Below are 13,493 nucleotides of genomic sequence, written 5' to 3'. Positions count from 1 at the left end.
CGTACTACCGTACTGTCTTCGACTCGGCGCCTTGCCCTGGCCGTTTTTCACACCCGCTATCGACCTTCTAACGACCGGGCAGGAACCTCGACGGGTCGACGGGTTTGCCCTGTTGGCGTATCTCGAAATGCAATTTCACCGAGTCGGCGTCCGAGTCGCCCATTTCCGCGATCATCTGGCCCTTGGCCACGTTGTCGCCTTCCTTGACGACGATCTTGCGGTTGTGCGCGTAAGCCGACAGCAAGCTGTTGTTGTGCTTGACGATGACGAGATTACCATAACCCCGGATGCCACTGCCAGCGTACATCACCTTGCCGGCGCCTGCCGCCACCACCTGCTGACCGGGACGGCCGGCGATGTCGATGCCCTTGTTGCGGCCTTCGTCGAAGGTGGCGACGATACGGCCGTCGGCCGGCCACATCCAGCTCAGCCTGTCGTCGGCGTTCGCGCTCACGGTGCTGCCGGCGGCGATCGCCGGGGCCGGCGCCACAGGCGCAGCTACGGCCGGGCGGACCGGCTCGGTGCGTGCGGGCGCGCTCGGCTGGCTGGCGGCGACGTTGTCGTTGTACGGCTGCTTGTCGGCGCGCGGCTCGGTCTTGCGCGGCGGCGTGGCCGGCGGCGGCACCGGCACCGGCTGGGTCTGCATGTTGGCGGTACGTTCGCCGCGTTCCGGCGCCGACACGCGCAGGGTCTGGCCGACCTTGATGTCGTCCGGGTCGCGCAGGTTGTTCCAGGCGACGAGGTCGCGGTAGTTCTCGCCATGGTCCAGCGCGATGCGCAGCAGGGTGTCGCCGCGGCGCACGGTGTACATGCCTTTCTCGTCCTTCGGTTCTTCGGCGCGGGCGGCCGGAGCCGGACGCGCCTGCGATGCCGTCGGCGTCGCAGTGCGCTCGACGACAGGCGCCTGGCGCGTCAAGGAGTTACAGCCGGCCAGCAGGCCGAGGGCGAGGGTGAGCAGTGCTAATCGGGGTGCTTGGTTCATTGTCTTTCTGTTTTCTGTTCATGTTCTATGGCCGTGCCGGCAAGACCTGGCTCTTCAACGCCGGCCAGGCCGGCGGGGTTGACCCGGCAGTTCGGAACAGGCCGAGCCGACGCGGCGCGCCATGCGGCACGCCGCCGTGACACGCTAGATTGTGCCGGGACGCAGCGGCACGAAGTGGCATGCTTCCAGCGTTTCGCTGGCCCACTCGCTCTTGCCGATACGGGTGATGCGTTGCAGGTGCTGGACCTGGGCGCCAACCGGTGCGACCAGGTGCGCGCCGATGGCCAGTTGTTCGAGCAGGGCTTGCGGTACTTCGAGTCCCGCGGCTGCGAGGATGATGCCATCGAAAGGTGCAACCTGCGGCAAGCCTAACATACCGTCGCCGTATTGCAAACGCAGGTTCGAAATCCTCAGCGGCCGCAGATTGGTCTTGGCCAGCTCGTGCAGCGGCTTGATGCGTTCGATCGAGTAGACCTCGCGCGCGACGAAGGACAGCACCGCGGCCTGGTAGCCGCAGCCGGTGCCGATCTCGAGCACCCTGCCGAGCTGCCCGCCGGAGCGCATTGCCTCAATCATGCGGGCCACGATGTAGGGCTGCGAAATCGTCTGGTTATGCCCGATCGGCAGCGAGGCGTCGATGTACGCCTGTGCCGACAGGGCCGGCTCGATGAACAGGTGGCGCGGCACCGCTTCCATCGCGCCCAGCACGACGCCGTCCTTGACGCCCTGGCGCGCCACGCGCGCCACCATGGCGCGCCGCACCGCTTCCGACGCCATCAGGTCGGAACGCTGCGCGACCGGGGCCGCAGTCTGGTGCGCCTGCGCGTAGCCCGGCGCACGCGGCGACGGCGCCGGGGCCGCGGGCGGCTGGGCGGCGCCCTTGTTCACCGCCGTGTGCGCGGCGTTGCGGGTCGCGGTCTGCGGCGTGGCCACCGTCGCCGTGATGCCCGGCTTGCGCACCGCGCCGCCGGTCACCGACGACAGCGGCAGCGGAAAGGTGCTGCGCTTGTCGCTCATACGATTCCCCGCAGCAGTTCCAGCTGGGCCCGGTGAGTCAGGTCGATCTGCAGCGGCGTGATCGACACGCAGCCCTGCGCGGTGGCATGGAAATCGGTGCCCTCGCCCGCATCGCGGCAGGCGCCCGGCGCGCCGATCCAGAAGATTTCGCGGCCGCGCGGATCCTGCGCGCGCACGACCGGTTCGGCCTGGTGGCGGCGCCCCAGGCGCGAGGGCGTCAGCGGGCCGATCTCTTCGTACGGCAGGTTCGGGATGTTCACGTTGAACAGGAAGGGCAGCTCGAGCTTGTCGAAACGGCGCTCGACGATCTCGCGCGCGACCCTGGCCGCGGCGTCGACGTGGGCCCAGCCCGAATTCACTTGCGAAAAGGCGATCGCGGGGATGCCGAACAAATACGCCTCGGTGGCTGCGGCGACGGTGCCCGAATACAGGGTGTCGTCGCCCATGTTCTGGCCGTTGTTGATGCCGGAGACGACCAGGTCGGGCAGCGCATCCCCCATCGCGGTCAGGGCGATGTGGACGCAGTCGGTCGGCGTGCCATTCACAAAATGGAAACCGTTGGCAGCCTTCTGGACCGACAGCGGACGGTCCAGCGTCAACGAATTCGACGCACCCGAGCGGTTGCTGTCGGGTGCGACCACCACGATGTCCGCGATCGCGGACAAGGCATCGGCCAGCGCGCTGATACCAGGCGCCAGGTAGCCGTCATCGTTACTGATAAGAATTCGCATGTGTGCGATTTTACCTGAAGCAACGCCTCCTTCGTTCGCCGCCGGCGCTATTTTTGTTGCCCGGGAGCGATTTTTTTACGTCATAGACTTGCTATCCTGGCAAGCAGCTTGGTCGCTAAGACAATGCCGGCGGCCGCGCGCCCGCCCTCACCAGCGCCCCCTCCAGGGAGGAAACCAGGTCCTTGTTGAAGGCCAGGGCGGCGTCCTTGTCACCATCCTTCAGGTAGACCTGCTCGATCATCTCGGCCCCGCGCTTGCGTAGCGGAAGTGCCACACTCGGCCATTGCACCGAATGGCGCAGGCTGTCGGCCAGGGCGCGCGCTTCGCGCTTGCTGTCGCTGTCGATCAGGGCTTGTAGCTGCGCCAGCTGGCGCTGCAGGCCGTCGAGGGCGGGATGCCCGTCGGGGTCGCCAAGCCCGTTCGCGTGCAGGTTCCCGATGCCGCGCACGGCCGCCATGTCGCCCTGGGCCGCGAAGATCCCGGCCAGGGCTGCGCGCACCCGCAGCGTCGGCGCGGCCCAGGCGCCGTCATGGCGCTCGCGTGCGCGCAGCACGCCCTCGAACAGCCGCCGTGCATTGCCGAGGTCGCCCATCTCGCCGAGCAGCCGGGCCAGCCGCTCGCCGCAGCGCAGGCTGTCTTCATGTTCGCTGCCCTGCAGCCGGCGGCGGCCGTCGAGCACGCGCTCGAACAGGATCCGTGCGCGGTCGTTCTCGTGCTGCCCGTCCAGGGTAAGGGCCAGCGCTTCGAGGCTGTCGAGCGTGGCCGGATGGGCATTGCCCCACAGGCGCTCGCAGGCGGCGACCACCTGTTCGTGCAGCGCCAGCGCCCGCTCGCCCTCGCCCAGCCGGCCGAGCACGGATGCCAGGGCGGAACGCGCCGCCAGCGTCTCGGGATGGTCGGCGCCCACGCTGCGCGCGCAGGCCTGGGCCAGCAGCTCATAGGCGGGGCGTGCATCCTTCAGGCGGCCGCTGGCAAGCTGCAGGTCGGCCAGGGCCCGCAGGCCGGCGCGCACCGCGGCATGCTCGCCGCCATGCGCGGCGCGGCGCAGTTCCAGGCTTTCGCGCAGCAGCGCGCCGGCTTCATGGAAGCGCCCTTCTTCCTGGCATAGCGCGCCCAATTGCGCCAGCTGTCCGCCCAGGGCTGCAGGGTCCGATTCTTGCGCCCGCGCCTCCGCGAGCCGCATGCGCAGCCGGATCTCGGCCAGCGACTGCCACGGGAACCAGGCCCGCCCGAACCAGGACAGCAGGCAGGCGGCCGGCCGCGCCAGCGCCTGGCGCGCGCTGTCGGGACCGGGAATGGCCACCGCCTCGCACAGCGGCAGCTGGACTTCGTCGAACCAGCTGTCCAGGCGCAGCCAGCCGATGCCATAGGCGCCGCGCAGCAGCGCTTCGAGACGCGGCTGGTAGCCGGCCTGGGCCTGGGCGGCGTCGCCGCGCCGCCAGCGCTGGCCCGGGTCGCTGCGCGCGCCGTCGGCGGCGCAGGCGACCGGATAGACCAGCAAGGGGCGATGCTCGTCCTCATGCGTGCCGCGGTAATCGATGGCGCGCTCCACCACTCCTTCGAGCCCGTCGAGGCTGCCGGGAGCCGGCGTAAACAGGCCCACCAGCCGGTCAGGCAGGAGCGTGGTGCAGGCGCTGACCGCCGCCGAGCGGCCGGCGCCACCGGCCACCAGTACGTGGCCGAAGTGCGCGGCCAGGCGCGCGGCCAGGCGGCGCAGCAGGGCCGGACAGGCATCGAACAGGGCGACCCAGTCGAGGCGCCCGGCGCGCTCGGCATAGCCGTCGTCGAAACGGCCGGCGCGCATCAGGTAGAGCGGGCGGCGCCCATCGGCCAGGCGGATGTAGCGGCGCCAGTCGACGGCGTCGAGGATGGCGTCCGCGATGTCTTCGGCGCCGTCGTCGCGGGCAATGCGGCGGCGCTGCAGTTCCTCGCGCAGCGCGCCCATGTAGTCCACCAGGCCCGGCGGCTCGGGCTCGTCGTCGGGCGGATCGCCCAGGTAGTGGTGGAGCGAAGGCGATGCGAGGTCCCAGTCGATCATCAGCACCGGCACCGCGGACGGGCCGCCGGCCAGTTGCAGCGCCATCGCGGCCAGCAGGCCGTTGCGGGCAGGACCGCCTTCGTAGGAATAAAAGGTGCTCACCTGGCCGGGGCTGTCCAGCGGAAGAAGCATAGAGCTGTGTTCCATACGACTCCTCATTATTTTTTTGGAAAAGTCAGGTTTGGCAGCGCGCGCCATTCTGGTGGGACATCGGGGAGCACGAATTGGTTGCAGTCGTGGCCGGGTGGCGTATGCTTTTTTTGGCACTGGTAGTGCGTGGCGATGCGCTCGACCATCTTGTCGATGTCGGGCAGGAAGTCGGGATTCGACTTGAGGTCGCTAGTCGCCATCGTGAAGTGCGAAAAATCGACGTAGAAAGTGTTCTCGGTAATTTCCGGCGGCAGCGACTCGGGATGCCGCGTCATGATGACCGGAATGATCAGGCGGCTCGGCAAGCTGTACCAGGCGGAGCGCTCGCGCTCGAGCTCGCGCATGGCCGCGTACTCGCGGCGGGTGTAGGCATGCGCCTCGTACTTGGGCGTGTAGATCAGGATCATGCAGACGCTTTCGCACATGGCGCGTGCGATCTTGCGGTCCAGGTCGTCGCCGCCGCCCAGCTGTTCGGTGTCGATAAACAGTTCGTCTTCGTTGTCGAAGTGAGGTTCGAGATAGCAGCGCAGCGCGTCGGCCAGGGCGGTCTTGAACCGTTTCATCAGGTCGTGCCTGCCGTGTGCGTAGCTGAAGAAACAACCGTAACGGATCGCCATGCCACCCCCCATCCTCTCTGGAACCAGTGGTTCACTATTCGACTCTAGCGTCACCGACCCCAGCCATTTTGCGGGCGCACAAGCGGGCTGGCAGACTCGTCTGCATAGTCCGCGAATCGGCATCAGGCATAATTCCGCCGGTCAAATCAAACGCGATCGAAGATGAAGGAGAAAAAATGAAAGCCGTGCGTTGCAAGGATTGGGGCCCGATCGACAGCCTCGTGATCGAGGACCTGCCCGAGCTGGTGCCGGGAGCCGGCGAAGTGCTCGTCGATGTGAAAGCGGCGGGCGTGAATTTTCCTGACGTGTTGACGGTGCAGGGCAAGTACCAGGTGCGGCCCGCCCTGCCCTTCACGCCGGGGAACGAGTTCGCCGGCACGGTGCGCGCCGTGGGTGAAGGCGTCACCGCCTTCGCGCCGGGGCAGCAGGTGATCGGCTTCACCCGCACCGGCGCCTTCGCCGAGCAGGCCCTGGCCCCGGTGGACGCCCTGATGCCGATGCCGACCGGCATGGACTTCGATACCGCCGCCGCGATCACCCTCACCTACGGCACCTCGCACCACGCCGTGGTCGACCGCGCCGCCCTGCAGCCGGGCGAAACCATGCTGGTGCTGGGCGCCGCCGGCGGCGTCGGGCTGGCCGCCATCGAGATCGGCAAGGCGCTCGGCGCGCGCGTCATCGCCGCGGCCTCGAGCGACGAGAAGCTGGCGATCTGCCGCGCACACGGCGCCGATGCGGTGATCAATTACGAGAAGGAAGACCTGCGCGAGGCGATCAAGGCGGCGACCAATGGCCGCGGGCCGGACGTGGTCTACGACCCGGTCGGCGGCCCCTACAGCGAACCGGCACTGCGCTCGATCGCCTGGCGCGGACGGCACCTGGTGGTGGGCTTCGCGGCGGGCGAGATCCCGAAGCTGCCGTGGAACCTGATGCTGCTGAAGGGCGCCTCGGTGGTCGGCGTGTTCTGGGGGGATTTCGTGCGCAAGGAGCCGCAGGCCAACCTGGCGGCGATGCAGCAGATGCTGGGGTGGATGGCGGAAGGGAAGCTCAAGCCGCTGGTGTCGGCGCGGTACAAGCTGGAGGATACGGCCCAGGCTTTGAATGACATGGCGGCGCGGAAGGTCACGGGGAAAGTTGTGATCAACCCCTAATCCGTATCTATGGACTCCACCCATTTTGCAAGAAGAAGATTGAATTACTGCCTTTAGGAAGAGTTTGCTTGTATCTATTCGGCCTGTTTGTGAGCGTGTTCAGTGCTCGGGCCCTGATGTGATACGCGCGTCGGGATCCTCATAGGGTGACGGCCTTGATGGCCACTACGGTTAGCGGATTCACCCGACGCCGGTTCAACCTGTTGGCATCATTTTTTCTTCATCATCGCAAACTTGGCGGTGTTGCTCCTTGCTGCTGCTGAGTTAATCGACAGTATTTTCAAGCCGGCCTGGGCATGTCTTTCGACCAGGCCGGAACATAAGCGCGTCCGTGCGCCATCAATGCCCAGATTACCCTGGCCATCTTGTTGGCCAGTGCAGTTGTGGCTACGTTGAAACTGCGCCGCTCCACCAGTTTTGTCGCCCACTGCAGCAGCTTGTCTGGCTTGCCCTCTGCTGTTCGCAGTGCGCTGCGGGCTCCATGTATGAGCAGGGTGCGCAGGTAGCTGTCGCCTCTGTGGGTAATGCCATATAGACGCTGCTTGCCGCCGCTACTATGCTCGCGTGGCACAAGACCCAGATTCGCCGCAAAATCCCGAGCGCTCTTGTAGTGGTGAGGATCGGCGATGGTTGCCTGCACTGCCGTTGCCGTCAACGGCCCTACACCCGGCACTTCCATCAGCTTCTTCGCCAGCTCCGATTTCGCAGCCTGATTCAGGCGGCGGTCGTATGCCTGGAGCCTCTCATCCTTATCGTCCAGTTGGGACTTAAGCTCCCGAAAGGTCTCTAAGGCCATGCCAGACAAACCATTGTCTGGATCGTTCAGCCATGCTCTCAGTCCGTCACGGAATCTTTCTACACGCTTAGGAAACACCTGGCCGTATTCGCCCGCGAATGCCCGGATCCGGTTAATCGTCGCTACACGTTCCGTCATCAAGGCGCTTCGGGCGCGGTGTAGCATCTGCAAATCTTGCTGCGCAGCCGTATTGATCGGAACATATTTAGTCGCTCCACGCGAGCGTGCCTCGGCAATCGCAGCAGCATCATTCATGTCGTTCTTGTTACCGGTGACATATGCCCTGACGTGCTGGGCCGAAATTAGCCTGGCATCGTGCCCCATCTCGACGAACTTGCGTGCCCAGTAGTGCGAACCGGCGCATGATTCGATACCAATCATCGCAGGTGCCACCTGTGCAATAAATGGAAGAACCTGAGCTCGCGAGAGCTTACGCTTGAATACCGGCTTGCCGTTTCCGTCGAGCCCGACAGCAAAGAACACGTCCTTCGCAATATCCAAACCAACCACTTTTGCGCTAGCATTCATGGTGACTCCCCCTCCTGTTTTAGCTTGCCAGCCCAATCTGGCACGCTTGGCACAATGATGCCGATATCGGGAGGGTGGAGTCCATCACATTAGGGTGGGCGGCTCTGCCGCCCGCGCGTTCAAATCACGTATCCCGGCTTGCTCCGTGGCTTGACACTTTTCGTTGAACGCGCGGGCAGGAAACCTGCCCACCCTACGACAAACCACAACCGTCGAAATCAGGCGTTCAGGTCTGCCGCATCCGCCATCGTCCCCGGCTTGAAGAACTCGATCACCTCGGTCTGCACGCGCGTACGCTTGAACGGCGGCAGGCTTTGCCAGATGCGCCTTCCATACGGCTTGGTGATGATGCGCGGATCGCAGATCATCAGCACGCCGCGGTCGTCCACGTCGCGGATCAGGCGCCCTGCTCCCTGCTTCAGCGTGATGATCGCTTCCGGCAGCTGGTGGTGCATGAAGCCGTTCAGCCCCTGCTTTTCCATCACCTCGATGCGCGCCGCCAGCACCGGGTCGTCCGGCGGGGCGAAGGGCAGCTTGTCGATGATGACCAGCGAGAGCGCGTCGCCGCGTACGTCCACGCCTTCCCAGAAGCTCTGGCTGCCCACCAGCACGGCGTTGCCGGCGTTGCGGAAGGAATCGAGCAGCTCGGTGCGTCCCCGTTCGCCCTGCACGAACAGCGGGAAATCCAGTCCGCGCTCGGCGAACTCGGCGCGCAGGCGCTCGGCCACCTTGTTGACCGCGCGGATCGTCGTGCACAGGAAGAAGGTGCGGCCGCCGGCCGCTTCGATCACCGGCAGCGCGGTGTCGACGCAGGCGTCGGTGAAGTGCATCGAGTTCGGTTCCGGCAGCCCGGTCGGCACGTACAGGATGCCCTGCTCGCCGTAGTTGAAGGGGCTGGGCCAGGTCATGGCCGGCTCGCCGGTCAGGCCCATCTGGTCGGAGAAATGCTTGAAGTCGTTCTTCACCGCCAGCGTCGCCGAGGTAAAGATCCAGCTGCGCGGCGTGCCTTCGCGCTGGCCGGAGAAGATCGGGGCGATCGACAGCGGCGTCTTGTGCAGCTGCAGCGAGGAGTTGAAGGCCTCGACCCACAGCACGGCGGCGTCGTCGCCCTCCACGACCTTGCCCTTTTTGTTATCCGGCTTCCAGGCCTCGAAGGAGGCGCTGAGCTCGTGCGCGCGGACGCGGCAGGCCTCGATCGTCTCGGCGCGCGCGGAATGTTCTTCCAGCACGGTGATCATGCCGGACAGCTCTTCCTTGAGTTTTTCCAGCGCCGGGAAGAAGGCCGATGTCGGCAGGATCTGCGGCAGCGACAGGCGGGTGCCGCCTTCCGGGAAAGTCAGGCGCAGGTCGCGCGCGGCCTTTTCGACAACAGTGACCACCTTGGCCCAGTCCGGGCCACGGGCGTGCGCCAGGCCTTCGGCCAGCACGTCGCGGCACAGCTCCAGCACTTGCGAGGTCGAGACCGACTGGCCGAAGAACAGGGTGGCCGTGTCCGGCAGCTGGTGCGCCTCGTCGAAGATGATGGTGTTGGCCGAGGGCAGCAGTTCGGCGACGCCGGTATCCTTCAGGGCCACGTCGGCGAAGAACAGGTGGTGGTTGACCACCACCACGTCCGCCTGTTGCGCTTCGCGGCGCGCCTTCATGACGAAGCAGTCCTGGTAGTACTGGCACTCGGCGCCCATGCAGGTATCGCGGGTCGAGGTGACCAGGTTCCAGACCGTCGCGGTTTCCGGCACCTTGGCCAGTTCGGCCTTGTCGCCCGAGTTGGTCATCTTGATGAAGCGCGAGATCTCGCGCAGGTGGCCGACGTCGTCGCGCGAGGTCAGGCGCCCGTTGTTCAGGGTGCGTTCCAGGTGGAAGTGGCAGACGTAGTTCGAGCGCCCCTTGAGCAGGGCCACCGACACCGGCGCGCGCAAGGCGGCGCGGATGGTCGGGATGTCGCGCAGGAACAGCTGGTCCTGCAGGTTCTTGGTCCCGGTCGAGATGATGGTCTTGCCGCCCCACAGCAGCGCGGGAACGAGGTAGGCGAAGGTCTTGCCCGTGCCGGTGCCGGCCTCGGCCATCAGCACCTTCTGGTCGGCGATCGCCGCGGCGATGGCCTTGGCCATTTCCGTTTGAGACTGGCGCGGCTTGTAGGTGCCGACATTGGGCGCAAGCGGGCCTCCCGCCCCGAACAGGCGGTCGAGCTCTTCGTCGTATTTACCCAGCGTGCGGGTACTCGCCGGAAGCACGTCGCCCTGCGGCGACGACTCCGCCGGCTCGGCAGTGACGCCTGGAACAGGGAGATGGTCGGTCAAAATACTTATTTCTAAAAAGCCTACGCCGGAATATCGGGCACCAGTTGCATCTTCAGCAGCGTAATATGATCCTTGAGCTGCAGCTTACGCTTTTTCAAACGGCGCAGCTGGAGCTGGTCGGCATGGCCGTCCGCGGCCAGCATCGAAATGACGGCATCGAGGTCGCGATGCTCCACGTCGAGTTCGATGATGCGGCGCTGGATGTCCTGGACGTCGGTCATGGTTGCTGTTCCAAACAGTTCTGTAGAAAGCGTTTGCGGGGCGTGATGCTGGAGACGGCGGCGGGCGCCGCCTGATGGCGGCCGCTTGTGTTCGGCTTGCAACACCACGGCATCTCGGTGCATAGTTTAATCTACGCTGAGGTTGCCGCCAACAAAGATTGGCACAGGCGCTACGGAAATAAAGGTTTATGACAACATACAAGATCGAAGCCGGGACCGGCCAGCACATCGGGAACCGCCCCATGCAGAACGACCGCGTCGCCCTCTTGAGCGGCGCCCGCGCGCCCGGCTACGTGCTGGCGCTGCTGTCGGACGGCATCGCCGGACCCGGCGGGTCGGACCAGGTGCTGCATACGGCGCGCCAGGTCTTCGACGAATTCAAGCCGGGCGACCGCCCCAGCCCCGAGCGGCTCGGCCAGCTGCTGCGGGACATCGTCACCGAGACCCACATGGTCATCAAGATGAACGCCATGATGGCTGGGGCAAGCGAGCAGGCGGAGGTGCATGCGAGCTTCGTCGGGCTGGTCCTCGGCCCGCATGGCGAGGCCGTATGGGGCCACGTGGGCGACTCGCGGCTCTACCACTTCAAGGACGGCAAGTGCCTGGCGCGCACTAACGATGCGGCCTATGTGCAGCACCTCATGTCCAGCGACCGCCTGCCCGAGGAAGCGGCAAAGAACCACCGCAAGTCGAAACTGCTGCTCAATGTGATGGGCAACAGCCGCAAGGAACCGTTCGTGACCATCGGCAGCCATGACGGGCTGGCGCCGGGAGATGTGTTCCTGCTGGCCTCGGACGGCTTGTGGCACTTCTTCACCGACGCCGAACTGGCGGCGGCAACCGCCAGGGCCACCCCGCGCCAGGCCTCGGAGATGCTGATCAACAAGGCAGGAGAACGCTCGCAAGGCAAGGGCGGCAACTGCTCGATGGCGATCGTGAAACTGGTGAAGCCGGCCCAGGACGGCCTGGCGGGGAAGCTGGCGCGGACGGTCTGACCACGCCGAAGGCTGCGTGAGCAGCCTTACTTCGTTACCGCCGGCACCGCCGCCTTCGCCTGCTCTTCCTCCGCCTTGCGCGCCGCCGCTTTCGCCTCACGCTCCGCGACGCGCTGGGCGACCTCTTTCTGCTTCTGCTCCGACCTGCGCTTGCGCGCTTCGAACTCACGCGCGTTCGCGGCCGCCTTCGCCGCCTCTTCCGGCGCGCGGGCGGCTTCTTCCGCGGCCTTGGCATTGCGGCGCGCCATGCGCGAAGCGGCCGGGGACGGCTTCGGCGGCGGCAGGGCCGTGGTCTCGCGCGGGGCCGGCGGCGGTTCGGCCGCCAGGCGGGCTTCCTCGGCCTTGTACTCGGCTTCCGCAGCGGCGATCTCGCGGTCGCGCTCCTCGACCTTCACGCGGCGCTTGAAGCGCTCGGCTTCGATCTCGATGTTGCGCTGGGCGCTCAGGGCCACGCGGCGGCGTTCCTTGGCTTCGTCCAGGCAGTGATTCACGAAGAATTTGTCGTAGCACACTGCTTCGCGCTCGGCATAGCGCGCCTCGATGGCGGCGCGCTCGGCGGCGACCGCCGCCAGCCGGGCATCGGCCTGCGCCACCGAGGTGGTCGGGTCGACCGTCGCCACCGCGGGCCCCGGCTCGACGCTGGCGCAGGCCGACAAGGCTGCCGCAAGCGCGGCTGCCGCAAAGATGCGCACTACTGGATGACTCGTCATGGTGTCCTTTCGATCAGGCGATGGCGTCGGCCGCGCCGCGGCGCTCGGCGAGCATGTACTCGCGCGACTGCATTTCAATGATACGCGAGACGGTCCGGTGGAATTCGTTCGCCAGCATACCCTGGGTGTACAGCTCTTCCGGCTCGACCGCGGCCGACATGATCAGCTTGACCTTGTGGTCGTAGAACACGTCGACCAGCCAGGTGAAGCGGCGCGCTTCCGACGACTGTCCGGCCGACATGGCGGGAATGCCCGACAAAATCACGGTGTGGAAGCGCGACGCCAGTTCCAGGTAGTCGTTCTGCGAACGCGGCCCGCCGCACAGGGTGGCGAAGTCGAACCAGATCACGCCGCCGGCGCGGCGCAAGGCGCGGATCTCGCGGTTCTCGATGTGGACGATCGGGTTCTCGTCGGCGGTGTCGGCCACCTTGGCGTAGGCCTCGCGCAGCTGGTGGTCGGACTTGGCGTCGAGCGGCGTGTAATAGGCCTCGACCTGCTCGAGCGCGCGCTTGCGGTAGTCGTTGCCGGCATCCACGTTGAGGACGTCGAGCTTTTCCTTGAGCAGCGCGATGGTCGGCAGCATGCGGTCGCGGTGCAGGCCGTCCGGGTACAAGGTGGACGGCTCGTAGTTCGAGGTCATCACGAAGCTCACGCCGTTGTCGAACAAGGCCTTGAGCAGGTTGTACAGGATCATCGCGTCGGCGATATCGGAGACGTGGAATTCGTCGAAGCAGATCAGGCGATACTTCCTGGCGATGCGCTTGGCGACTTCGTCGAGCGGGTCGGCGACGCCTTTCAGTTCATCCAATTGGCCGTGCACGGCGCGCATGAATTCGTGGAAGTGCAGGCGCGTCTTGCGCACCACCGGCACCACCGAATAGAAGGAGTCCATCAGGAAGGACTTGCCGCGCCCCACCCCGCCCCACATGTAGACGCCCTTCGGCACGTCCGGGCGGTTGATGAGGCGCTTGAAAGCGGACGACCGCTGGGCCTTGTACTGGACCCAGTCGTCGTACGCCTGCTGCAGGCGGTCGACCGCGGCCTGCTGGGCCGGATCGGACTTGAAGCCGCGCTCGGTCAGCGCGTGCTGGTAATACTCTTGGACGTTCATATTGATGCTCTTACGTGGCACGGGCGAATGTAGCGCCGCGTGCATGAGGCCGTTAACGTAGGGTGGGCGGGTTCCCCGCCCACGCGGTCAACGCACGGTTGCACGCCACGGAGCGGGCCACGACACGTGGTTTGAACGCGTGGGCGGGA

At 66.1% G+C, this 13,493-nt stretch carries 12 protein-coding genes; 2 read left to right on the top strand and 10 right to left on the bottom strand.

Features of this window, described 5'->3' with window-relative positions; genetic code table 11:
* Positions 1–67: 67 nt before the first annotated feature.
* From ACSQ25_RS07340 to ACSQ25_RS07320, 5 genes are all read right to left on the bottom strand, one after another.
* Positions 68–982, bottom strand: a complete 915-nt coding sequence (locus tag ACSQ25_RS07340) for a peptidoglycan DD-metalloendopeptidase family protein (protein WP_436105053.1) — start codon at positions 980–982, stop codon at positions 68–70.
* A gap of 144 nt (positions 983–1,126) precedes the next feature.
* The gene (locus ACSQ25_RS07335; protein WP_436105052.1) at positions 1,127–1,999 is read right to left on the bottom strand and encodes a protein-L-isoaspartate(D-aspartate) O-methyltransferase; all 873 of its coding nucleotides are present in this window, start codon (positions 1,997–1,999) and stop codon (positions 1,127–1,129) included.
* Complete coding sequence (gene surE, locus ACSQ25_RS07330) at positions 1,996–2,730, bottom strand: 5'/3'-nucleotidase SurE (RefSeq protein WP_436105051.1); 735 nt, start codon at positions 2,728–2,730, stop codon at positions 1,996–1,998. The genes ACSQ25_RS07335 and surE overlap by 4 nt, the downstream gene beginning before the upstream one ends.
* Before the next feature lie 115 nt (positions 2,731–2,845).
* Positions 2,846–4,915, bottom strand: a complete 2,070-nt coding sequence (locus ACSQ25_RS07325; RefSeq protein WP_436105050.1) for a tetratricopeptide repeat protein — start codon at positions 4,913–4,915, stop codon at positions 2,846–2,848.
* An 11-nt stretch (positions 4,916–4,926) separates the two neighbouring features.
* The gene (locus ACSQ25_RS07320; RefSeq protein ID WP_436105049.1) at positions 4,927–5,535 is read right to left on the bottom strand and encodes a toll/interleukin-1 receptor domain-containing protein; all 609 of its coding nucleotides are present in this window, start codon (positions 5,533–5,535) and stop codon (positions 4,927–4,929) included.
* Between the two features lie 176 nt (positions 5,536–5,711).
* On the opposite strand from ACSQ25_RS07320, the gene ACSQ25_RS07315 reads away from it, so the two are divergent.
* Complete coding sequence (locus ACSQ25_RS07315) at positions 5,712–6,686, top strand: NADPH:quinone oxidoreductase family protein (RefSeq protein WP_436105048.1); 975 nt, start codon at positions 5,712–5,714, stop codon at positions 6,684–6,686.
* A gap of 280 nt (positions 6,687–6,966) precedes the next feature.
* On the opposite strand, the gene ACSQ25_RS07310 is transcribed toward ACSQ25_RS07315, so the two are convergent.
* From ACSQ25_RS07310 to ACSQ25_RS07300, 3 genes are all read right to left on the bottom strand, one after another.
* The gene (locus ACSQ25_RS07310) at positions 6,967–8,010 is read right to left on the bottom strand and encodes an IS110 family transposase (protein WP_436105047.1); all 1,044 of its coding nucleotides are present in this window, start codon (positions 8,008–8,010) and stop codon (positions 6,967–6,969) included.
* Positions 8,011–8,228: 218 nt separating this feature from the next.
* Complete coding sequence (locus ACSQ25_RS07305; RefSeq protein ID WP_436108035.1) at positions 8,229–10,241, bottom strand: ATP-dependent DNA helicase; 2,013 nt, start codon at positions 10,239–10,241, stop codon at positions 8,229–8,231.
* 86 nt (positions 10,242–10,327) lie between these two features.
* Positions 10,328–10,528 carry a YdcH family protein gene (locus tag ACSQ25_RS07300; RefSeq protein ID WP_027867157.1) on the bottom strand — a complete coding sequence of 67 codons (201 nt, stop codon included), beginning with the start codon at positions 10,526–10,528 and terminating at the stop codon, positions 10,328–10,330.
* Positions 10,529–10,716: 188 nt separating this feature from the next.
* Here ACSQ25_RS07300 and ACSQ25_RS07295 point away from each other — a divergent pair, with 188 nt between their 5' ends.
* Positions 10,717–11,523: a PP2C family protein-serine/threonine phosphatase gene (locus ACSQ25_RS07295; RefSeq protein WP_436105046.1), complete on the top strand. Its 807-nt coding sequence runs from the start codon at positions 10,717–10,719 to the stop codon at positions 11,521–11,523.
* Positions 11,524–11,549: 26 nt separating this feature from the next.
* Here the strand turns inward: ACSQ25_RS07295 and ACSQ25_RS07290 are convergent, their stop codons facing one another.
* Both ACSQ25_RS07290 and zapE read right to left on the bottom strand, forming a co-directional pair.
* Positions 11,550–12,233, bottom strand: a complete 684-nt coding sequence (locus ACSQ25_RS07290) for a hypothetical protein (protein ID WP_436105045.1) — start codon at positions 12,231–12,233, stop codon at positions 11,550–11,552.
* A 13-nt stretch (positions 12,234–12,246) separates the two neighbouring features.
* Positions 12,247–13,344, bottom strand: a complete 1,098-nt coding sequence (gene zapE / locus ACSQ25_RS07285) for a cell division protein ZapE (RefSeq protein ID WP_436105044.1) — start codon at positions 13,342–13,344, stop codon at positions 12,247–12,249.
* Between the last annotated feature and the right edge of the window lie 149 nt (positions 13,345–13,493).

The organism is Massilia sp. LjRoot122 (assembly GCF_964252725.1).
GTDB lineage: Bacteria > Pseudomonadota > Gammaproteobacteria > Burkholderiales > Burkholderiaceae_D > Telluria.
The sequence above is the reverse complement of the archived record's forward strand: the minus strand, read 5'-3'. Positions and strand labels throughout refer to the sequence as shown.